This is a genomic window from Streptomyces mabaensis (genome assembly GCF_053763515.1).
In genome coordinates, this window is record NZ_JBSOPZ010000019.1 from 43,771 (window position 1) to 62,286 (window position 18,516).

At 70.5% G+C, this 18,516-nt stretch carries 25 protein-coding genes; 19 read left to right on the forward strand and 6 right to left on the reverse strand.

Annotation, left to right across the window (positions count from 1 at the left end; all coding sequences use genetic code 11):
* Positions 1–107 precede the first annotated feature (107 nt).
* The 8 genes from ACWV17_RS18580 to ACWV17_RS18615 all read left to right on the forward strand — a co-directional run bounded on the left by ACWV17_RS18580 (position 108) and on the right by ACWV17_RS18615 (position 6,210).
* Positions 108–362, forward strand: a complete 255-nt coding sequence (locus ACWV17_RS18580; protein ID WP_455350979.1) for a MoaD/ThiS family protein — start codon at positions 108–110, stop codon at positions 360–362.
* Positions 363–370: 8 nt separating this feature from the next.
* Positions 371–1,483 (forward strand): hypothetical protein, encoded by a 1,113-nt coding sequence (locus ACWV17_RS18585; RefSeq protein WP_455360618.1) that lies wholly within the window; start codon positions 371–373, stop codon positions 1,481–1,483.
* Between the two features lie 98 nt (positions 1,484–1,581).
* On the forward strand, positions 1,582–2,331 hold the full coding sequence (locus ACWV17_RS18590) for an LmeA family phospholipid-binding protein (protein WP_455360619.1): 750 nt from the start codon (positions 1,582–1,584) through the stop codon (positions 2,329–2,331).
* 202 nt (positions 2,332–2,533) lie between these two features.
* Positions 2,534–2,614, forward strand: coding sequence for a putative leader peptide (locus tag ACWV17_RS18595; protein ID WP_350310325.1), 81 nt, complete (start codon positions 2,534–2,536; stop codon positions 2,612–2,614).
* A 204-nt stretch (positions 2,615–2,818) separates the two neighbouring features.
* Positions 2,819–3,658: a sulfurtransferase gene (locus ACWV17_RS18600; RefSeq protein WP_455350982.1), complete on the forward strand. Its 840-nt coding sequence runs from the start codon at positions 2,819–2,821 to the stop codon at positions 3,656–3,658.
* Positions 3,659–3,707: 49 nt separating this feature from the next.
* On the forward strand, positions 3,708–3,995 hold the full coding sequence (locus ACWV17_RS18605; protein ID WP_455350983.1) for a DUF1416 domain-containing protein: 288 nt from the start codon (positions 3,708–3,710) through the stop codon (positions 3,993–3,995).
* A gap of 172 nt (positions 3,996–4,167) precedes the next feature.
* Positions 4,168–5,853, forward strand: coding sequence for an IS200/IS605 family accessory protein TnpB-related protein (locus tag ACWV17_RS18610; protein ID WP_455360620.1), 1,686 nt, complete (start codon positions 4,168–4,170; stop codon positions 5,851–5,853).
* Between the two features lie 99 nt (positions 5,854–5,952).
* Positions 5,953–6,210, forward strand: a complete 258-nt coding sequence (locus tag ACWV17_RS18615; RefSeq protein ID WP_455350984.1) for a DUF3099 domain-containing protein — start codon at positions 5,953–5,955, stop codon at positions 6,208–6,210.
* A 24-nt stretch (positions 6,211–6,234) separates the two neighbouring features.
* Here the strand turns inward: ACWV17_RS18615 and ACWV17_RS18620 are convergent, their stop codons facing one another.
* The 3 genes from ACWV17_RS18620 to ACWV17_RS18630 form a co-directional block, all read right to left on the reverse strand.
* Complete coding sequence (locus ACWV17_RS18620; protein ID WP_455360621.1) at positions 6,235–6,648, reverse strand: VOC family protein; 414 nt, start codon at positions 6,646–6,648, stop codon at positions 6,235–6,237.
* The gene (locus ACWV17_RS18625; protein WP_455360622.1) at positions 6,645–7,229 is read right to left on the reverse strand and encodes a dihydrofolate reductase family protein; all 585 of its coding nucleotides are present in this window, start codon (positions 7,227–7,229) and stop codon (positions 6,645–6,647) included. The genes ACWV17_RS18620 and ACWV17_RS18625 overlap by 4 nt, the downstream gene beginning before the upstream one ends.
* Positions 7,230–7,333: 104 nt before the next feature.
* Positions 7,334–7,696, reverse strand: a complete 363-nt coding sequence (locus tag ACWV17_RS18630; protein WP_455350987.1) for a DsrE family protein — start codon at positions 7,694–7,696, stop codon at positions 7,334–7,336.
* A gap of 103 nt (positions 7,697–7,799) precedes the next feature.
* On the opposite strand from ACWV17_RS18630, the gene ACWV17_RS18635 reads away from it, so the two are divergent.
* From ACWV17_RS18635 to ygfZ, 6 genes are all read left to right on the forward strand, one after another.
* A complete protein-coding gene (locus ACWV17_RS18635) occupies positions 7,800–8,594 on the forward strand; it encodes a hypothetical protein (RefSeq protein WP_455360623.1) in 795 nt (264 codons plus the stop codon).
* Entirely contained in the window at positions 8,591–9,415 is an 825-nt protein-coding gene (locus tag ACWV17_RS18640; protein ID WP_455360624.1) for a hypothetical protein, read from the forward strand. The genes ACWV17_RS18635 and ACWV17_RS18640 overlap by 4 nt, the downstream gene beginning before the upstream one ends.
* Complete coding sequence (locus ACWV17_RS18645) at positions 9,412–10,263, forward strand: hypothetical protein (protein ID WP_455360625.1); 852 nt, start codon at positions 9,412–9,414, stop codon at positions 10,261–10,263. The genes ACWV17_RS18640 and ACWV17_RS18645 overlap by 4 nt, the downstream gene beginning before the upstream one ends.
* A 250-nt stretch (positions 10,264–10,513) precedes the next feature.
* Positions 10,514–11,086, forward strand: coding sequence for an FABP family protein (locus tag ACWV17_RS18650; protein ID WP_455360626.1), 573 nt, complete (start codon positions 10,514–10,516; stop codon positions 11,084–11,086).
* 75 nt (positions 11,087–11,161) lie between these two features.
* Positions 11,162–11,602, forward strand: a complete 441-nt coding sequence (locus tag ACWV17_RS18655) for a Fur family transcriptional regulator (RefSeq protein WP_455350992.1) — start codon at positions 11,162–11,164, stop codon at positions 11,600–11,602.
* Positions 11,603–11,643: 41 nt separating this feature from the next.
* On the forward strand, positions 11,644–12,627 hold the full coding sequence (gene ygfZ / locus ACWV17_RS18660) for a CAF17-like 4Fe-4S cluster assembly/insertion protein YgfZ (RefSeq protein ID WP_455360627.1): 984 nt from the start codon (positions 11,644–11,646) through the stop codon (positions 12,625–12,627).
* A gap of 30 nt (positions 12,628–12,657) precedes the next feature.
* On the opposite strand, the gene dtd is transcribed toward ygfZ, so the two are convergent.
* Entirely contained in the window at positions 12,658–13,095 is a 438-nt protein-coding gene (dtd, locus tag ACWV17_RS18665; protein ID WP_455360628.1) for a D-aminoacyl-tRNA deacylase, read from the reverse strand.
* Positions 13,096–13,256: 161 nt separating this feature from the next.
* Here dtd and ACWV17_RS18670 point away from each other — a divergent pair, with 161 nt between their 5' ends.
* From ACWV17_RS18670 to ACWV17_RS18680, 3 genes are read left to right on the forward strand one after another with little or no spacing between them, the layout of a single operon-like run.
* Complete coding sequence (locus ACWV17_RS18670) at positions 13,257–13,841, forward strand: RsiG family protein (RefSeq protein WP_455350995.1); 585 nt, start codon at positions 13,257–13,259, stop codon at positions 13,839–13,841.
* A gap of 57 nt (positions 13,842–13,898) precedes the next feature.
* Positions 13,899–14,858 carry an asparaginase gene (locus ACWV17_RS18675; RefSeq protein WP_455360629.1) on the forward strand — a complete coding sequence of 320 codons (960 nt, stop codon included), beginning with the start codon at positions 13,899–13,901 and terminating at the stop codon, positions 14,856–14,858.
* Between the two features lie 24 nt (positions 14,859–14,882).
* Entirely contained in the window at positions 14,883–16,127 is a 1,245-nt protein-coding gene (locus ACWV17_RS18680; RefSeq protein WP_455360630.1) for a GNAT family N-acetyltransferase, read from the forward strand.
* 53 nt (positions 16,128–16,180) lie between these two features.
* On the opposite strand, the gene ACWV17_RS18685 is transcribed toward ACWV17_RS18680, so the two are convergent.
* Together ACWV17_RS18685 and ACWV17_RS18690 are read right to left on the reverse strand one after the other, a co-directional pair.
* Positions 16,181–16,357: a hypothetical protein gene (locus ACWV17_RS18685; RefSeq protein ID WP_455360631.1), complete on the reverse strand. Its 177-nt coding sequence runs from the start codon at positions 16,355–16,357 to the stop codon at positions 16,181–16,183.
* Positions 16,358–16,377: 20 nt separating this feature from the next.
* Complete coding sequence (locus ACWV17_RS18690) at positions 16,378–16,566, reverse strand: hypothetical protein (protein ID WP_455350999.1); 189 nt, start codon at positions 16,564–16,566, stop codon at positions 16,378–16,380.
* 179 nt (positions 16,567–16,745) lie between these two features.
* On the opposite strand from ACWV17_RS18690, the gene ACWV17_RS18695 reads away from it, so the two are divergent.
* Both ACWV17_RS18695 and ACWV17_RS18700 read left to right on the forward strand, forming a co-directional pair.
* Positions 16,746–17,657 (forward strand): GntR family transcriptional regulator, encoded by a 912-nt coding sequence (locus ACWV17_RS18695; RefSeq protein WP_455360632.1) that lies wholly within the window; start codon positions 16,746–16,748, stop codon positions 17,655–17,657.
* Positions 17,657–18,403 carry an HAD family hydrolase gene (locus ACWV17_RS18700; RefSeq protein ID WP_455360633.1) on the forward strand — a complete coding sequence of 249 codons (747 nt, stop codon included), beginning with the start codon at positions 17,657–17,659 and terminating at the stop codon, positions 18,401–18,403. The genes ACWV17_RS18695 and ACWV17_RS18700 overlap by 1 nt, the downstream gene beginning before the upstream one ends.
* The last annotated feature ends 113 nt before the right edge of the window (positions 18,404–18,516 follow it).

Genomic DNA, 18,516 nt, shown 5'->3' on the forward strand with positions numbered 1-18,516 from the left:
CTCCACCGTCGGCGACCGCGAAGTGCTCGTCCTGGCTGGTCCTTGAGTAGTTCCTCGCGTGGCCCATCATGGACGTCGGCACACCCGCCGACGAAAGGAACGAGTCCATGGCAGCGGGAACCATCCGCTACTGGGCCGCGGCCAAGGCCGCCGCCGGGACCCACGAGGAGCCGTACTCCGCGCAGACGCTCGCGGAGGCGCTCGACGCGGCGCGCGAGCGGCATCCCGCGGAACTGACGCGGGTACTGCTGCGGTGCTCGTACATCGTCGACGGCCATCCCGTGGGGACGCGGAGCCATGAGACGGTACGGCTGGCCGAGGGCGGCACGGTCGAGGTGCTCCCGCCGTTCGCAGGAGGATGACCGCGAGCATGAGCAACGAGCAGCAGCACCCCAGCCAGCACCAGAACCAGCAGCATCAGCAGTACGGGTCGTACGACGCCTACGAGCCGTACGCGCAGCAGGGCGGCGGCCCGGACCAGCCGGATCCGTACTCCACCCAGACGTGGCAGGGCGACACCTGGGACACCCAGTACCAGCCCCACGTCACCTATCTGCCGCCCCAGGGCTCCCACCCGCTGCCGCCGGAGGCCCCGGCCCCGGTGGCGTACCAGCAGTACGAGACGTACCAGCAGCACCAGCAGCACCAGCCGGCGCCCGGGCCCTTCGCGCCGGAGCCCGCCGCCGGCCCCGCGTACACGCCTCCCACCACCGGGGGCAACGCCCGCGTCACCGACGCCCAGCGGGCCCGCGCCGAGGGCCGCTCGCCGATCATCGACCCGGGGATGCAGTCGGCCGGGCTGACCGCCGTGCTCGGACTGCTGCTCGCCGGCGCCGCCGCGGCCGGCTCGTACGCCCTGCTCGTGCCGCTGGTGCTGCTGCAGGCCGTCACCGCCGCCGGGTGGTTCCGGCTCAACGGCATGTGGCCCGCCCGGCAGGGCATCGCGCTCGCCTTCGCCGGCGGTGTCACCGCGGACATCGCCCTGCTCGCCGTCTCCAGGGAGCACGCGCCCGCCGCGATCATCGGGACGCTCGGCGTGTGGGTGCTGCTCACGCTCGTACTCCAGCTGCGCAACCGGGCCTCCGCGGACGAGCGGATGTACGGCCTGACGGCCACCGTCACCTCGGCCGCCCTCGCCGTGGTCGCGGCCGGCCATCTGGCGGCCGAACCCGACGCGGTGACCGTCGGCGCCGCCGCTGTCGCCGTCGCCGTCCTCGCCCGCGCCCTGCCGCTGCCCGCCGCCGCCTCCGTCGTCGTCGCGCTGCTCGCCGCGGCCGGCTCCGGCATCGTGACCGGCAGCCTCACCGGCATGGGCGCCGCAGGCGCGCTGCTGGGGCTCGCGGCCGGTGTGTGCGCGCTCGTCGGGCTGCGCGTGGCCGCGTACGACTACCCGTCCCGCTTCGTCCACATGACCGCCGGCGTGGCGCTGCCCCTGGCCGCGGCGGCCCCGGCCGTCTACTTGATCGGCCGGGCCGTCGCCTGAGGCACCGGCGGGTTAGGCTCGCGGTCACAAGGGCCGGAGCCGGGATCCGCCGGACAGGCCCTGGGGGCCCGAGCCGAGAACGTGGGGGAACGAGAGCAATGCGCGCACTGCGAATACTGCTGATCCTGGCTGTGGTGCTCGGCGGGATATTCGTCGCCGCCGACCGCTTCGCGGTCAAGTACGCGGAGGACGAGGCGGCCGGCAAGATCCGGTCCAGCCAGGGGCTCAGCGCCCAGCCCCAGGTCTCCATCAAGGGCTTCCCGTTCCTGACCCAGGTGCTCGGCTCCTCGCTGGACGAGGTCGACATCAGCCTCGACGGCATCACCGCCAGCGCGGACGGCCACTCGGTCCAGGTGACCGAGGTCCGGGCCGAGCTGCGGGACGTACGCATCGACAGCAGCTTCTCGTCCGCGACCGCGGAGCGGGCCACCGGCTCGGCGCGCATCTCGTACGCCGATCTGACGAAGTCGGCGCCGAAGGGCGCGACCGTGAGCTACGCCGGACCCGAGCGGGCCGGCCAGGGCGAGGTCAAGGTTTCCGGTCCGCTGGGCGACATGCTCGAAGGCGCGGGCATCGACGTTCCCGGCGCGTTCGAGGGCATGCTGGAGGGCCGCGTCTTCACCACGTACAGCAAGGTCTCCATCGAGGGCGGCGACACCGTCCGGCTGCGCGCGGACTCGCTTCCGGCGCTGCCGCTGCCCGGCCTGGAGGACAGGGTGCGGGAGGTCGTCGACTACGACCTCAAGATCGACGGACTGCCCTCGACCATCGCGCTCAACAAGGTCACCACCTCCGCGGACGGCCTCCGGTTCTCCGGGACGGGCACGGGCGTCTCGCTGACCGGGTGACCCCGCTCCGGCCGGGTGGCCGGATGGTGAGACGGTGACGTCCGCTCCGCAGAAGGAATGCGGACACGGCCGCCGGGACAGCCGCTCCACGGCCGTCCCGGCGGCCTTCCTTTTCCCCTCGCGTTCCAAATCCCGGACGATCTCGTCTCAACATGCGACACGCCGGTGACATGTCCGCCAGGACGTCCCTACGATCGGACGCATGAAGCGACAGGCGGACCTCACGAAGCGGCGGGCAGTAGACCTGTGCCGCGTCGCCGCCATGCTCTGTCGCACCTTCTGAGCGGGACGTCGACTCCCGTATCCCCGCAGGCCGTTCGACGGCCGCACCCGCGTGACCGCACCTGCCCCGCCGCGCCTCCGCCGCCACCGGAGACCGCGACCGCGCACCCGTAACCGCGCAGTCCACGCACCGCAGCACCAGCATCAGCACCCGCATCAGCACCGCGCACAGCCCCGCCGCACACTGCCCCGGAGGAGAGACAACATGAGCCGCAGCGACGTCCTGGTAGACGCCGACTGGGTCGAGGCCCACATCGACGACCCCAAGGTGGTCATCGTCGAGGTCGACGAGGACACCTCGGCCTACGAGAAGAACCACATCCGCAACGCGGTCCGCATCGACTGGAAGCAGGACCTCCAGGACCCGGTCCGCCGCGACTTCGTCGACCAGGAGGGCTTCGAGAAGCTCCTCTCGGCGAAGGGCATCGCCAACGACGATCTCGTCGTCCTCTACGGCGGCAACAACAACTGGTTCGCGTCCTACGCGTACTGGTACTTCAAGCTCTACGGCCACGAGAACGTCAAGCTCCTCGACGGCGGCCGCAAGAAGTGGGAGCTCGACTCCCGCGACCTGGTCGACGCCGTGCCCGAGCGCGCCACCACCACGTACAAGGCCAAGGCCCAGGACACCTCCATCCGCGCCTTCCGTGACGACGCGGTCGCCGCGATCGGCAGCCTGAACCTGGTCGACGTACGTTCGCCCGACGAGTTCAGCGGCAAGCTGCTCGCCCCGGCGCACCTCCCGCAGGAGCAGTCGCAGCGTCCGGGCCACATCCCGACCGCCCGCAACATCCCGTGGTCGAAGAACGCCAACGACGACGGCACCTTCAAGTCGGACGACGAGCTCAAGGCCCTCTACGAGGAGGAGCAGGTCGACCTGTCGAAGGACACCATCGCGTACTGCCGGATCGGCGAGCGCTCCGCGCTCACCTGGTTCGTGCTGCACGAGCTGCTCGGCCAGCAGAACGTCAAGAACTACGACGGCTCGTGGACCGAGTACGGCTCCCTCGTCGGCGTGCCGATCGAGCTCGGCGCCAACAAGTAAACCCTCCGGCCCCCTCCCGGAACCTCCCGACCCGAAGGACAGAAGACATATGTGTGGAGCACAGGCCGGCGGCCCCGACGCTTCGACGATCAAGCCCGGTGAGACCACCATCCAGGGCTCGGTGACCAAGGACGGCGTGCCCGTCACCGGTTACGTCCGCCTCCTGGACAGCACCGGCGAGTTCACGGCCGAGGTCCCGACCTCGGCGACCGGACAGTTCCGCTTCTACGCGGCCGAGGGCACCTGGACGGTGCGCGCGCTGGTGCCGGGCGCGACGGCGGACCGTACGGTCGTCGCCCAGCCGGGCGGACTGGCGGAGGTCGCCATCGCCGTCTGACGGCGAAGGCACGACAGACCGGCCGAAGGGCCGCACCCCATGGGTTGGACGCCAGCGGGGTGCGGTCCTTCGTGCCGTTGGCCTCCGTTTTTCGGCCGGATGGGTGACCTTCTGTCCGGCGGTTCGTTGAGTTGTTCGACGACTGAACGACTCGACGGTTGGAGGGGGCGCCATGGCGGAGCGCTCGGCGTCGGGATTACGCGTCCTTGCTCCGTCTCGCATTGTCGCTTCCTCAGGAGCGCTGGCCCTCAAGACCCGGCTCCGGCTGTCGGAGCGCGATGAACTGATCCTGCGCGAGCTGGGCGCGTTCCTGTCCGAACTGGCCGGACGGGACCTGACTGAGCGGGTGGCGCTCGGCACTCAGCACAGCAGCGAGGACTTCGCGCGACGCAAGCGAGAGCTGACGGCGCTGACCTCGTCGCGCTGGGCGGGAACGATCACGCGGGGCTCGAACGAACAGTGGGAACTGGCCCGTCGGGCCCAAGGGGTCCATCTTGAGACCCTTCAGGCGGCGATCGCCCGTATCGGAGCGCGCTTGGCCGTGCCGGTCGGCGCGTGCGATGTGCGGACCCGCGTCGAGGGTTATCCCACCCCGCGGGTGCGGGCGGCGAAGCAGCAGCGCCGCCAGTGCCTGCTCGCGACCGCCGCACGGGTGGCGGCCGACCGGGAGGCTGGTCGCGTCCATGTGGTGCGCGGCGGTAGGGACCTGCTGCGCACGCGGCTGCACCTCACCGAGGCCGACCTGCCGGTGGAAGCCTGGCAGGAGCGCTGGTGGCAGGCGCGGACGAGGATCGAGGCGGATGGCGAGTCGGGCAAGCCGTTCGGCAACGAGACCATCCGCGTCCAGGTGGATGGCACCGTCCTGATCAAGTTGCCCGCGGAGTTGGCTGCCCGTCATCGGGCCCACTGCGACAGGTTCGGCCGTTACCGGCTCGACGCCCGCGGCTTGTTTGCGCACCGTGATGCCGAGTGGCGGGCTCAGGTGGTTGCCAGTCGTGCTGTCGCCTATGCGATCCGCTTTGAGGGAGGACGCTGTTACCTGACGGCGTCTTTCACTCCGGCGGTCCCTGAGTTGCCCCAGGGTATGGGCGACGATCAGCTGATGGCGGCTGCGCTGGCCGGCGGGGTGGTCGGCATCGATCACAACGTGGACCATCTGGCCGCTTGGCGGCTCGATGTCCACGGCAACCCGGTCGGCCGCCCTGACCGGGTTGCCGTGGACTACACCGGTAGCACCACACACAGAGACGCGCAGGTCCGGCATGCCTGCAGCACTCTCATCCGGGTCGCCCGGGAACGTGGGGCGACCGCGCTGGTCATCGAGGACCTCGGTTTTGCCACCGGCCGTGAGCAGTGCGGCTGGAACGGGCGCAGCGGTAAGCGGTTCCGGGCGACGGTGGCGGGGATGCCGACGGCGAAGTTCATGGCGCGGCTGTCGGCGATGGCTCACCGTGCGGGTCTGGCGGTGATCGTGGTGGATCCTGCTTACACGAGCCGTTGGGGCGCCGAGCACTGGCGCCGGAGCATGGATACCAAGATGTACAAGACGTCCCGGCATGAGGCTTCGGCCGTCGTGATCGGGAGGCGTGGCCAGGGGCTGGGCGCGCGGCGCAGGGCAGAGAAGACCGTATCCCGCCAGCGGACGGAAGCCGCCCGACCTCGTGCCAGGGTGCGCGGTGGGGCCGGTACGGAAGACCATCGCCCTCTCGTGTTTCCCACCCAGTCCGGCCCTGGCCGCGCAATCAGGACCGTTGCTCGGCCCGAGGAAGGTGCCCGTGATGCACCTCGCCGACGGCCTCCGGCTACGGCCCAGCTTGCCCAGGACCGTTCGGGGCAGGCCGCTGGTGTGCGGACCTGAGTACAGGTTTCGCTCACGTTCAGCGCTTGAGGAACGGTTGGACGCCAGCGGGGTGCGGTCCTTCGTGCCGTTGCGGGCATGCGGGCCTACGCTTGAGGTATGTACGCGCGACGCCGGCGCGGCTACTTCCTGATGATGGGCGGATGCCTCGTCCTCTTCGTCTCCGCCTGGGCCGTGGTGCGGCTGTGGTCCGTCCCGGTCGCCGTCGGCATGTGCTTCGTCGCCATGCTGATCCCGCCGGTCGCGGCAATGGTCGCCAACCGGCGGGGCCCCGACGACCGGTGGTGGGACGACCCGTCCGGGGATCCGAAGTCCGACGAGTGGTGGGACGAACTCGACGGCAAGAAGCGCTACTGAGGCACGTTCACTACCTTGACCGCCTCAGGAGAAATCTGCCGCGGTGATGCCGTCGGGGTGTCCGGGCGGCCACTCCACCAACTCGATCCGGTAGCCATCCGGGTCAGTGAGCCACGACGTCTTCGGGCCGCGAGGGCCGCCCGGGTGCTGGACAGGTCCCGGCTCCAGGCCGGCGTCGGTCAGCCGCTCCAGGGTGGCGGCCAGCGTGTCCACCTGGATCGCGAGGTGGTCGAAACCGCTACCCACGTCGACGCGTCCGGCGCCGGGACGGTGGACCAGTTCGAGCGAGGCCGCCGGTTCGCCGGGGAACTTAAGGATCACGAGGCGACTCCCGTCGCCGCCGTCGACCCTGCCCAGCTCGGCGTAACCCAAGGCGGTGTAGAAGGCGAGCGACCGGTCCAGGTCGGTGACGCGGTAGCCGACGAAGAGCGTCTTCATGCGGTCTCCTCGGGACGACGTACCCGGTATCGGAGATGCGTGACGTCTCGGTCCTCGAGCCGTCGGACGAGGTCGAGTTCGATGTGATCACCACCGAGGTGGTCGAACAGCCGTCGGCCGTCCCCGAGGAGGACCGGAACCAGGTGGATCTCCATCTCGTCCATTTGCCCGGCTCGGAGGAGCGCTTGGGCCGCGCCCGCCCCGTGGACCATGACCGCACGGTCCCCGGCGGCCGCGCGAGCCTGACGGGCGCAGTCCTCGACGTCGGTGACGAACCGCGCGTGGCCGGGTGGCACGTCCCCGTCATCCGCGTGGTGGGTGAGGACGAAGATCGGCACGCCGTCGTGGTGGTCGCCCTGCCAGCGCCCGGCAAGTTCGAACGTCCGACGGCCGGAGATCACCGCGCCGGTCGCCAACGCCTCGCGATAAACCTGTCCGCTCGGGCTGTCGGATTCCCGGTCGTCGAGCCAGTTGAAAAGACGTCCACCGTCGCGTCCGAGCTCCTGGCCCGGCCGATCGTCCGGGCCGGTGATGTAGCCGTCGAGCGACATCGACATGTACAGCCGAATCGGATTGTTCATCCTGGCCTCCCTCTCTTCCTGATCCCCCGCAGAGGCGGGAATGTCACAGGGGAAGACTTCAGGCAACCGGCAAACTCATCGGCCTGACGAACGCGGATCACGTCTCAGTACACGAGGGCCTGGACGCCGTCCGGCATGATCTCGCTGACGAAGACCTGCGCGCCCGCGATCCGTACGCCCTCGATCACGTCCTTCTCGGTGATCTCGCGCCGCGCCGCGCACTGCGTGCACAGGGTGATCCGGCCGCCCGCCAGCAGCGAGTCGATCAGGTCGGGCAGCGGGGCGGCGTGCGGCAGTTCGAACTCCGCGGCGCGTCCCGGCAGGGCGAACCACGACGACTCTCCGGTGAGCCACAGCGACACCTCCACGCCGCTGGCGACGGCCACCGCCGCCACGGTGAAGGCCTGCGAGCAGCGCTCGGGGGCGTCGGCCCCTGCGGTCACCTTGATCACGAGCTTCTTCGCCATGTCCCGAACTGTAATGGTCCGCCGTACAACCCCGTCCCCCGGCCGTGGGTCTGCTGTGTGCGCAGGTGACGAAACCTGCCGGTCAGGTCTGTGGGGGGACCCCTTGGAAACAGCGGAAACCGTTCCTGAACAGCAGGAACGGCAAGATCAGCCAGAACTTCCCGAACCGCCGAAACCACGCAGACGCGGCCGTACCGCGGCGATCGTCGCCGGCGCGGCGGTACTCGGCGTGCTCGCCGGCACGGTCACCGGCTACGCGATCCAGTACGACCGCGACCCGACCCCGCTCCCGCCGTTGTCGCAGCCGGAGCTGCGCGCGTCGAAGGTGGTGCCGGCGGACAGGAACACCACCGCGCGTTCGGTGAATGCGAACCGCCACGTCCCGACGGACGGGGATCTGCGTAGATTGCTGGTCAAGCCGCCGAAGGGCGCAACGAAACAGGACGACGATTCCGGCAAGGACGGCTGGCTCAGCTTCTCCACGTACGTCGGTCACTTCGAGGAGCCGGATGAGGCCTTCGGCTACCTGACGGGGCTGGGTATCCGAAGGATCGCCAGAACGTCCTGGGAAGAGGGCGGCGAGGTGTTCGTCACCGTCAACCTGGTCCAGTTCAATGAGACCTCCTCGCTCAACGCCCTCCGCTACGCCGAGGGGCAGCAGGGGTTCAAGGAGAAGCACGCCGACAACGCCGGCAAGCCGATCCCGGGGAGCGGCAACGGGCGGGTCTACATCTACGGCGAGCCGCACCGTGAGGCCGGGTACGAGCCTGTGTACGAGGCGCAGGTCACCGCGCAGCGCGGCGATGTGGTCGTGGAGATCTGGTACGCGAACAACGTCCGTCCCGTCTCCGAGAAGGCCGTGATGGCCCTCGCCAAGCGGCAGTTGGAGCGCCTGTGACCGACCAGCAGCCCGTCCCGGGGCCCGTGCCGAGCCCCCTCCCGGACAACGCGGACGCCGTTTCCCCGGCCGCCGGACCCCCCGAGCGAGCGTGGTGGGCCCGTCGTGGAGTGGTCGTGGGCATCTCCACCCTTATATGCCTCGCCGTCGTCGCAGGCGGCGGCTTCTGGGGCCTCGACCGCCTGGGTGACGCCGACCGCACCGCTCCCACCGTCGTATGGGGGGATCCGGCGGTCGACGCTGAGGGCGACGCGGTCGACGACAAGCCCGTACCGCCCACGGGCGTCGCGGCCATGCTGCTGCCGGTGCCCGTGGGTTACGAACTGGGTCCCGACCTGGGCCAGTACGGCAACGACAGCGTTCTGACCGCAAGGCAGGCCGTCGCCGTGTTGAAGGAGGGCTCACGCGGTCTGCCGTCGGCCCAGCGTCGGAAGCACCACAAGGCGGTGGACAAGCTGCGCGTGCGAGGGCTGGCGATGCGCAGCTACCAGTCCACGACCAGCGACATGGTGGTCGAGACCCAGATCGCGCAGATGAACGGGAAGGGGGCCCGGGAGCGGGCCGACTTCGTGAAGAAGTTCGCCGACTTCCTCGGCGTATTCCGCAAGGGTCCCAAGATCAAGGGCCATGCGGGCGCCAAGTGTTTCCTGTTGCCCAAGGACTCGGAGTCGAAGACCGACGCCATGTTCTGCAGCGCTGCCCAGGGCGATGCGCTGATCAGCTTCTACGCGTACGGCGTCAAGCCGTTCGACACCAAGGAGGCTGCGGACCTGCTCAAGCAGCAGCTCGACCATCTGGACTCTCCCGGGGAGCTCGTGTGACCGACCAGACCACTACTCCCGTGCTCCCGGTCCCCGAGGAGAGCCCGTTCGTGGCGCCGCCGGGCGCGGAGCCCGCGCCGCCCGGGCCGGACCACCGCAGGCTGCGTGCCGCGCTGCGCTGGACGGCGGCCGTGCTCGTCTTCGGGGCGCTGGGCAGTGGTGTCGCGTACGGCATCGCCGCGCAGGATCGCACCGATGTGCCGGGCCTCGGTACGAGGGACGACGGCCGCTGGGTGTACCCGAAGCTGACGAAGCCCGCGCTGCCGGCCGGTGCGAAGCTGCCGTTCGCTGAGGACAACGCGGGCGAGATCCACTACGCCGACCTGGGGCAGCTGCTGCTTCCGGCTCCGCAGGGTGCCAAGCCGGACAAGGCCCTGCAGGGCAAGGGCAGCCGGGTTCCGGTCGACCGTTTCCTCGCGGCGTATCCCGAGGAGGAGCGGGAGGACATGAAGCAGGACCTCGTGGACGGCGGTCTGCGTCATGTCGTGGCGCGGGGCTGGACGATGCCGGACGGCACCGCCAGTCGGATCTACCTGCTCCGGTTCCACTCCGTGGCCCACGTCGCAACGTTCTACAACGAACTCGGCGGTGGGGCGGAGGCGTATCTGCCCGTGCTGGGCGTGGAGGACTCCGCTCCGCTGGACAGCGAGTGGGATTCCCAGGCCGGGGCCCCGTCGACGGTGAACGACGTGTACGACGAGGCTGCGCCGCTGGGACCGCTGCACGTGCGGCACGCGTACATCACCGCCGGGGACACGCTTGCCTTGATCGTCCACTCGAACAAGGGCAAAGCCAACGCCGTCCCCTTCCACCAGACGGTCGTCCTGCAGAACCAGCTCCTCGGCTGACTGCCGCACACCTCACGGCCGCGTGGGGCTGACCTCACAAAGAGCACCGGGCCCCGGGCGACTAAGCTGGGGCCCGGTTCCGTACCGCCGCCCTACACATCGTCCGAGGAGCACCCCGTGCTTGAGGCATTCTTCACTTCCCTGCTGGTTCTGGTCTGCATCGGCACCCTCGCCTTCACCGTCCTGGCCGTGAAGAAGCTGTACCAGGGTCAGCGCTGACCATCCCCCTCTAGAGATCGCCTGAGCTCCCATGATCGAGATTCCGTCCGACCTTCACCCGGACCTGGTCCCCCTCGCCTTCCTCCTCGGCACCTGGGAGGGCGCGGGCGTCTCCGACTTCCCCGGGGCGGAGAAGTGCAACTTCGGCCAGGAGGTCATCTTCAGCCACGACGGCCGGGACTTCCTGGAGTACGTCTCACACACGTGGGTGCTCGACGCCGAGGGCAAGAAGGTCAAGCCGCTGGAGTCGGAGTCCGGCTACTGGCGCATCGACAAGGAGCGCAAGGTCGAGGTCGTCATGGTCCGCGACCAGGGCATCGTCGAGGTCTGGTACGGCGAGCTGGCGAACCAGAAGCCGCAGATCGACCTGGCCACGGACGCGGTCGCCCGGACCGCGGCCTCCGGCCCGTACACCGGTGGCAAGCGGCTCTACGGCTATGTGAAGAGCGACCTGATGTGGGTCGGCGAGAAGGCCACCCCCGAGGTCGAGCTGCGCCCGTACATGTCGGCGCACCTGAAGAAGGTCGTCAGCCCTGAAGAGGTCGCCTCGTGGGCGAAGGACCTCGGTGACCTGCCGGACGACGGGATCGCCTTCTTCCGGTAAGCCGGTCAGCGCGTTCGCACAAGGGGGATCACGGGAGGCCCCGTGATCCCCCTCACGCCTGCCTACACTGGGCATGTGGTGAGTACCGACTGGAAGAGCGATCTGCGGCAGCGCGGTTACCGGCTGACTCCGCAGCGGCAGCTTGTCCTCGAAGCCGTCGACACCCTGGAGCACGCGACCCCCGACGACATCCTCGGGGAGGTGCGCAAGACCGCCTCGGGCGTGAACATCTCCACCGTCTACCGGACCCTGGAGCTGCTGGAGGAGCTGGGGCTGGTCTCCCACGCCCACCTGGGCCACGGCGCCCCGACGTACCACCTCGCGGACCGGCACCATCACATCCACCTGGTCTGCCGCGACTGTACGAACGTCATCGAGGCGGATATCGACGTCGCCGCCGGTTTCACCGCGCAGCTGCGCGACACCTTCGGCTTCGACACGGACATGAAGCACTTCGCGATCTTCGGGCGCTGCCGCGACTGCCTCGCGAAGGCGGCGGCGGCCGGCCGGTCGTAGGACGGTCGTACCGGTCGGAGGACGGTCGTACGCTTACGCGTATGCAGCGATATTCAACGCGGAGCCCCTTGCTGTCCCTGCCCGGCGCCGTTCCCGCCGAGGGGCGTGACGAGGGTGTCGCCGCGCACTACGGCGATCTGTTCCGGGAGCAGCGCGCCCTCGCCGACGGCAGCGGCTTCGTCGACCTCTCGCACCGCGGTGTCGTCGCGGTCACCGGCGACGACCGGCTGAGCTGGCTGCATCTGCTGCTCACCCAGCATGTGAGCGAGCTGCCCGCGGGGCAGGCCACCGAGGCGTTGATCCTCTCCGCGCACGGGCACATCGAGCACGCGCTCTATCTCGTGGACGACGGTACGACGGTCTGGACGCACGTCGAGCCGGGTACCCAGGAGGCGCTGATCGCGTACCTGGAGTCGATGAAGTTCTTCTACCGCGTCGAGGTGGCCGACCGGACCGAGGACTTCGCGGTGGTCCACCTGCCCGCCGGCTCGATCGCCCCGATCCCGGACGGCACCGTCGTACGGGAGACCGCCCACGGCCGGGACCTGTTCCTGCCGCGTGCGGAGCTGGAGGCCTTCGCGGCCGGCCCTGCGGGGCCGGCGATCGGGATTCTGGCGTACGAGGCGCTGCGCATCGAGGCGCACCGGCCCCGGCTGGGTCTGGAGACCGACCACCGTACGATCCCGCACGAGCTGGGCTGGATCGGTACCGCCGTCCATCTGCAGAAGGGCTGCTACCGGGGCCAGGAGACGGTCGCGCGCGTCCACAACCTGGGGAAGCCGCCGCGCCGGCTGGTCTTCCTGCACCTGGACGGAAGTGAGGTGCACCTGCCGGGTCACGGCACGCCGATCCGGCTCGCCGCGGACGGTCCCGAGGGGCGTCAGCTGGGGTTCATCACCACGTCGGCGCGCCACCACGAGCTGGGCCCGATCGCGCTGGCCCTGGTCAAGCGCAATGTGCCGGTGGACGCGGAGCTGATCGCGGACACCACGGCGGCGGCCCAGGAGGTCGTCGTCGAGCCCTGACGGCCTGTTCTCAGACCTCGATCAGGATCCTCAGACTTCGATCAGGACCGTGAACGGGCCGTGGTTCGTGAGCGAGACGCGCATGTCCGCCGCGAACCGGCCCGTCGCCACCTCCGCGCCCAGCGCCCGCAGCTGCGCGACCACCTCGTCGACCAGGGGCTCCGCCACCTCACCGGGGGCGGCCGCGTTCCAGGTGGGGCGGCGGCCCTTGCGGGCGTCCCCGTAGAGAGTGAACTGCGAAATCACCAGCAAGGGCGCATTCACGTCGGAGCAGGACTTCTCGCCCTCCAGGATGCGCAGCGACCACAGCTTGCGGGCGAGCTGCGCCGCCTTCTCCGCCGTGTCGCCGTGGGTCACGCCGACCAGCACACACAGTCCTTCGCCGACGATCTCGCCGACCACTTCCGGGGCGGGCTCCCCCGCCACGACGACGCTCGCGCCGTCCACCCGCTGAACCACTGCTCGCATGTGGCCCATCATGCCGTGCGGCCATCCGGGGCCGTTGGGGGGCAGTGCGCCTGCGTCGGCGCCACGGACAGTGGCACGATGCATGCAGGCGGTGCTTCCCCTCGGCCCTCGTCCGGGCCCCGGGAAAACCCATGCACCGGTCGAGGGGACGGAAGACGCGCATGAGTACATCTGGCACCGGGCAGCCCCCCGGTCCCGTACCGATGGCCCGTACGACCGCGGCACGACCACCCGCGCAGCGGGCCGGCGGCACTCTTCCCGAGCCGCCGCGGCACGACCTCGCCCTTCTGCGGCTGCCCGAACTGCGCGCGCTGCGCCGCGAGTCGACGCAGCACGAGGCGGACCTCAGCTATGTCCGCCGGCTGCTCCAGGGCCGTATCGACATCCTGCGGGCCGAGCTGGCCCGCCGTACCGGCCAGGAGGTGCCGGTGGTCGACCGGCTCTCGGAGATCCTCGCCGACGCGCCGTCGAGCCACCGGACCTCGGCCCGGCACGTGACGCTCGGCACCCCGCACAGCGAGGAGTACCGGCTGCTGGCCGCCGAGATGCTGGCCGATGTCGAGCTGTCGGACCTCGGCGCCCGTACGGACGGGGAGCTGCACGACGCGATGGGGCGCCTCGTCCGGTACGAGCAGCAGGTCTCCCGGCGCCGCCAGCTGCTCCAGCGCACGGCGGACGATTGCAGTGCCGAGATCACCCGCAGGTACCGTGAAGGCGAAGCACAAGTGGACGACCTGCTCGCGTGACGCCCGGCCGAACGGGCAGGGGGCGGTCGCACAGCCCCGGAACCCGAAAGGCCGACGATGACCAGCACCGACTCCGCGATACCCCCGGTCCTCGCCGAGGTCGTACGTTCCGGCTTCGTGGAGGGCCACCACCGGGGCTCACTGGTGCTGCTGTCCGCCGACGGGCGCGTCGAGCTGGCGCTCGGCGACGTGAGCCGGCCGCTCTTCCCGCGCTCCAGCAACAAGCCGATCCAGGCGGCCGCGGTGCTGCGGGCCGGACTCGACCTCAGTGGTGAGCGGCTGGCGCTGGCCGCCGCGAGCCACTCGGGGGAGGGCTTCCACCTCGATCTCGTACAGAAAATGCTCGCCGAGCACGGCCTGTCCGGCACGGACCTGCGGAACCCGGCGGACCTGCCGCTTGATCCGGCCGAGTCGGAGACGTATCTGGCGGCGGGCGGGGTCCGCGACCGCGTCACGATGAACTGCTCCGGCAAGCACGCCGCGATGCTGGCCGCCTGCGTGCTGAACGGCTGGCCGCTCGACTCCTACCTGGACCCCGGCCACCCGTTGCAGCGGCTGGTGCACGACGGGGTGGAGTCGGCGTCCGGCGAGCGGGTCGCGGCGGTCGGTACGGACGGCTGCGGCGCCCCGCTGATGGCGATCAGCCTGACCGGGCTGGCCCGCGCCTTCCGGCACTTCGTGCTCGCGGACCCGGCGGCGCCCGAGCGCCGGGTGGCCGACGCGATGCGCGCGCACCCCGAGTACGTGGCGGGCACCCGCAGGGCCGACACCTGGCTGATGCGGGAGGTGCCGGGGGCCCTGTCCAAGATGGGCGCCGAGGCGGTCCAGGCGGTGGCCCTGCCGGACGGCCGGGCGCTGGCCTTCAAAGTCGACGACGGCTCGGCGCGCGTGCTCGGCCCGGTGCTGGGGCGGGCCCTGACGCTGCTGGGCGTCGACGCCCCGGTGGTGGCACGGATCGCCGAGGCACCGCTGCTGGGCGGGGGCGCCAGGGTCGGCGAAATCCGCGCGACCTTCTGAGGGCGCCTCGTTTAGCGTGGCGGTATGAGCCTGGACGTCCGTACCGTCGCCGAGTCCGAATTCCCCGACTGGATACGCGCCTTGAACACCGGGTTCCTCCGGCCGCCGGGGGTCACGGACGAGGAGGCCGAGGCGCGCCGGGCGCGCGCCGATCTCTCCCGGGTGCAGGGGGCGTTCGAGGCGGGCCGCTGTGTCGCCACCTTCCGGTCGTTCGCCCAGGAGCTCACGGCCGTCGGCGGCGCCGCGCTGCCGGCGAGCGCGGTCTCCAATGTGACGGTCTCGGCCACGCACCGCCGCCGCGGGCTGCTCAGCCGGATGATGGCCGCGGACCTGGCGGCGGCGAAGGAGCGCGGGGACGTCGTGTCGACGCTGATCGCCGCCGAGTACCCGATCTACGGGCGGTACGGGTACGGTCCGGCCACCTGGACCACCGAGTGGGAGGTCGACGTCCCGCGAGCGGGGCTCAACCCGCGCTGGGCAGGTCCCGGCGACGGCGGCCGGATCGACCTCGTCGATGGTGCGGAAGTACGGAAGACCGGGCCCGGGCTCCACGGGCGACTGCGGGCGTTCCGGCACGGCGTGGTCAGCCGTGACGAGCACGACTGGAATCAGAGCACCGGACTCGACAGGCCGCCCAGCAAGCCGTGGACCGAGCCGTTCTACGCGGTGTACCGCTCGGCAGGCGGCGAGGTGGAGGGGCTGGTCGCGTACAGGAGCGACGACACCTGGGGCGACAACAAGATCCCGCAGAACACGGCCACCGTGCTCGACCTGATCGCGGTGACGCCGGCCGCCGAGCGTGCCCTGTGGCACTTCCTGTGCTCGGTCGACTGGATCGTCAAGGTCCGCTCCGGATACCGCGCTCCGGACGATCTGCTTCCGCTGCTGCTGCCGGATCCGCGCGCGGCCCGCGTGGTGACGCACGCGGACCTGCTCTGGGTGCGGCTGCTGGATGTCGTACGGGCGCTGGAGGCCCGTACGTACCCCGTACCCGGCACCCTCGTGCTGGAGGTCGGGGACCCGGCCGGGCTCGCGGGCGGCCGCTTCCGGCTGGACGCCTCGCCGGAGGGGGCGAGCTGCGCACCGACGACGCAGTCGGCGGACCTCACCCTGGGAGTGGGGGAACTGGGGGCGCTGTACCTCGGGGACGAATCGGCGGTGCGGCTCGCGGCGCTGGGCCGGGTCGCGGAGGAGTCGAAGGGCGCGGCGGCGCTGGCGGATGCGCTGTTCCGTACGCCGCGGCGCCCTTGGTGCCCGGACATCTTCTAGACCGGTCGGCTTCGGGACCGGCCGGTTTCGGACCGGCCGGCTTCGTGGGACGGTCAGCGGAGGAGCAGGACCAGTACGACGGCCCCGATGCCGAGGCAGGCCGTGTTCCTCGCCTTGATGCCGACGGTGAGCAGGGCGAGGGCGACCAGGCCCATGGCGCCGAACTTCCACTGGACGGCTTCTTCGAGGGCGATGGCGAGGCCGGCGAGGAGGAGAGCGATGAGCGGCATTGCGGTCCCTCCCTGAGGTCCTAGACGGATGGCCCGGCGACTTGGACGGCGAGCACGGCGGCGCCGATGCCGGCGCAGGTGGGGTTCTTGGCCTTGATGCCGACTGCCAGCAGAAACAGGCCGATGATCCCGATGGTTCCGTACCGCCATTCGACGAGCTGCTCGAATCCGATGACGAGGATGGTGGCGAGAAGTGCGACGGCGGGCATGGTGGTCCCTCCCTCTGGAGTGGAGGCGCGGGTGATGCCCGTACATCGGCGGACGGGCGACTCTGCTGCCAGGTCGGAGAGTTGGCAACCAACTACTGAAGTTGTCCCCATTTGGTTGCGATCCATAAACAACTCGCAGACAACTCCCGTTGAATGGCGACGAGTTGTACGGTTTCCTGGTGACCCAGGAAAGCCCGGCACTGAACGGCAGGAAGCGCTCGTCCCAGGACGTGGCGAACGCCCTTCGTGCCCGCATCGACGCAGGTGAACTGAGGGCCGGCGACCGGATGCCCACCCAGGCCGAGTTGGCCGACGAGTTCCACGTCGAGCGCGGCACCATCCGTCAGGCCCTGCGGATCCTCCAGGACGCCGGCCTGCTTACCGATGTAGCGCGCGGCGCCCCGGCCCGTATCGCGGACCGCGCCGCCGGCCACGTGGTGCACGCCGGAGAAGAGCCCCAGCCGACCATGGTCGCTCTGGCGCCGCGCATAGCGACCGCCTTCGCGGTGCCCGACGTCCGGATCGACGTCATCAGCCTGACGGCGGAATCCCTGATGCTGGCGCTCGGTGAACCGCTGCGCCTGATCCACGCGGGCCGGATCAGGCCGGACCGCGTCCACGTCCGTGTCCTGCTGCCGAGCCGCGACATCGACCTGGCGTTCCCGGCCGCCGTCGCCGGTCCGGCGGGCGGCTCCGCCGACGACAACGCGGCCCACGACCACGCGGTGCACGAACGATGGCTGCTCCAGCGCAACTCCCAGGGGCAGGTGCTGCGGCACAACCTGCTCGCGCTGCGCGGCACCCACGGCATCGACGTCACGGTGTCCTTCAAGGCGCTGCCCTTCACCCCGCCGGTGAAGCTGTACCTCCTGAACGGCTCGGAGGCGCTCTTCGCGTACTACCGGGTCACCCGCAGGGAGGAGGAGATCGGCGACGAGCCGGTGGAGCTGTACGACGCGCTCGGCACCCAGTCGCTGCTCTTCTCCTTCGAGCGGCGGGCGGGCGCGCAGGACCACGCGTTCGTGGAGGAGTCGCAGAAGTGGTTCGACGCCCTCTGGAACACGATCGCGTCGGACCTGACACTCTCTTAGTGACTTCTGATACGACGCGAACCGAACAGGCGGTGCCCGTGACCGAGGCGCTCAGGAGGCTGGTCGCGGGAGCCGAGCACGTCCTCTTCGACTTCGACGGGCCCATTTGCCGTCTCTTCGCCGGCCATCTGGCGGACGAGGTCGCCGAGCGGCTGGTGGCCTGGCTGGAGGAACGTGGCCGGCATGTCCTGCTGACCGATGAGGACCGGCTGTCCGGAGACCCGCACGCCGTACTGCGGGCCGTCGACCGCATCCATCCGGGCAGCGACCTGGTGGAGGCGCTGGAGGAGATGCTCACCGGCGAGGAGCTGCACGCCACGGCCACCGCCTGGCCCACCCCGCACGCCGACCCGCTGATACGCACCTGGCTGGCCACCGGCGCGGGGCTGGCCATCGCGACGAACAACTCCCCGCGGGTGGTGGACCGTTACCTCACCGGCCGGGGCCTGCGCGACTGTTTCGGCACGCACATCCACGGCCGCAGCGCCCGGCTGGACCTGCTCAAGCCGGACCCGGACTGCCTCAACCGCGCCCTGACCTCGTTGGGGGCCCAGCCGGCCAGGTCCCTGATGATCGGTGACACCCCGTCGGACCTGCACGCGGCGCACGGCGCGGGCGTGCCGTTCCTCGGCTACGCCCGGGACGACGAGCGGGCGAAGAGGCTGTACGACGCGGGCGCGGAGGTCGTGGTGGACTCGCTGCTGCCGATCCTGGACCTGGTGCGGAGCGGCGGCCGTGTGGGGTGAGCGCTGTCGTACCTGCTGCCGTACACGCGCGCGTGCTTACGCCCGTGCGGGCGACACCCACGGCCACCTGCGTGCCAACGGGGGTACCCGGCTCGGCGGAAGGAGTACCGTGC

Excerpts from the sequence above, each read along its gene's own strand:
- ACWV17_RS18580 (WP_455350979.1), top strand. The coding sequence starts at position 108 with ATGGCAGCGGGAACCATCCGCTACTGGGCCGCGGCCAAGGCCGCCGCC.
- ACWV17_RS18585 (WP_455360618.1), top strand. The coding sequence starts at position 371 with ATGAGCAACGAGCAGCAGCACCCCAGCCAGCACCAGAACCAGCAGCAT.
- ACWV17_RS18590 (WP_455360619.1), top strand. The coding sequence starts at position 1,582 with ATGCGCGCACTGCGAATACTGCTGATCCTGGCTGTGGTGCTCGGCGGG.
- ACWV17_RS18595 (WP_350310325.1), top strand. The coding sequence starts at position 2,534 with ATGAAGCGACAGGCGGACCTCACGAAGCGGCGGGCAGTAGACCTGTGC.
- ACWV17_RS18600 (WP_455350982.1), top strand. The coding sequence starts at position 2,819 with ATGAGCCGCAGCGACGTCCTGGTAGACGCCGACTGGGTCGAGGCCCAC.
- ACWV17_RS18605 (WP_455350983.1), top strand. The coding sequence starts at position 3,708 with ATGTGTGGAGCACAGGCCGGCGGCCCCGACGCTTCGACGATCAAGCCC.
- ACWV17_RS18610 (WP_455360620.1), top strand. The coding sequence starts at position 4,168 with ATGGCGGAGCGCTCGGCGTCGGGATTACGCGTCCTTGCTCCGTCTCGC.
- ACWV17_RS18615 (WP_455350984.1), top strand. The coding sequence starts at position 5,953 with ATGTACGCGCGACGCCGGCGCGGCTACTTCCTGATGATGGGCGGATGC.
- ACWV17_RS18620 (WP_455360621.1), bottom strand. The coding sequence starts at position 6,648 with ATGAAGACGCTCTTCGTCGGCTACCGCGTCACCGACCTGGACCGGTCG.
- ACWV17_RS18625 (WP_455360622.1), bottom strand. The coding sequence starts at position 7,229 with ATGAACAATCCGATTCGGCTGTACATGTCGATGTCGCTCGACGGCTAC.
- ACWV17_RS18630 (WP_455350987.1), bottom strand. The coding sequence starts at position 7,696 with ATGGCGAAGAAGCTCGTGATCAAGGTGACCGCAGGGGCCGACGCCCCC.
- ACWV17_RS18650 (WP_455360626.1), top strand. The coding sequence starts at position 10,514 with ATGATCGAGATTCCGTCCGACCTTCACCCGGACCTGGTCCCCCTCGCC.
- ygfZ (WP_455360627.1), top strand. The coding sequence starts at position 11,644 with ATGCAGCGATATTCAACGCGGAGCCCCTTGCTGTCCCTGCCCGGCGCC.
- dtd (WP_455360628.1), bottom strand. The coding sequence starts at position 13,095 with ATGCGAGCAGTGGTTCAGCGGGTGGACGGCGCGAGCGTCGTCGTGGCG.
- ACWV17_RS18670 (WP_455350995.1), top strand. The coding sequence starts at position 13,257 with ATGAGTACATCTGGCACCGGGCAGCCCCCCGGTCCCGTACCGATGGCC.
- ACWV17_RS18675 (WP_455360629.1), top strand. The coding sequence starts at position 13,899 with ATGACCAGCACCGACTCCGCGATACCCCCGGTCCTCGCCGAGGTCGTA.
- ACWV17_RS18680 (WP_455360630.1), top strand. The coding sequence starts at position 14,883 with ATGAGCCTGGACGTCCGTACCGTCGCCGAGTCCGAATTCCCCGACTGG.
- ACWV17_RS18685 (WP_455360631.1), bottom strand. The coding sequence starts at position 16,357 with ATGCCGCTCATCGCTCTCCTCCTCGCCGGCCTCGCCATCGCCCTCGAA.
- ACWV17_RS18690 (WP_455350999.1), bottom strand. The coding sequence starts at position 16,566 with ATGCCCGCCGTCGCACTTCTCGCCACCATCCTCGTCATCGGATTCGAG.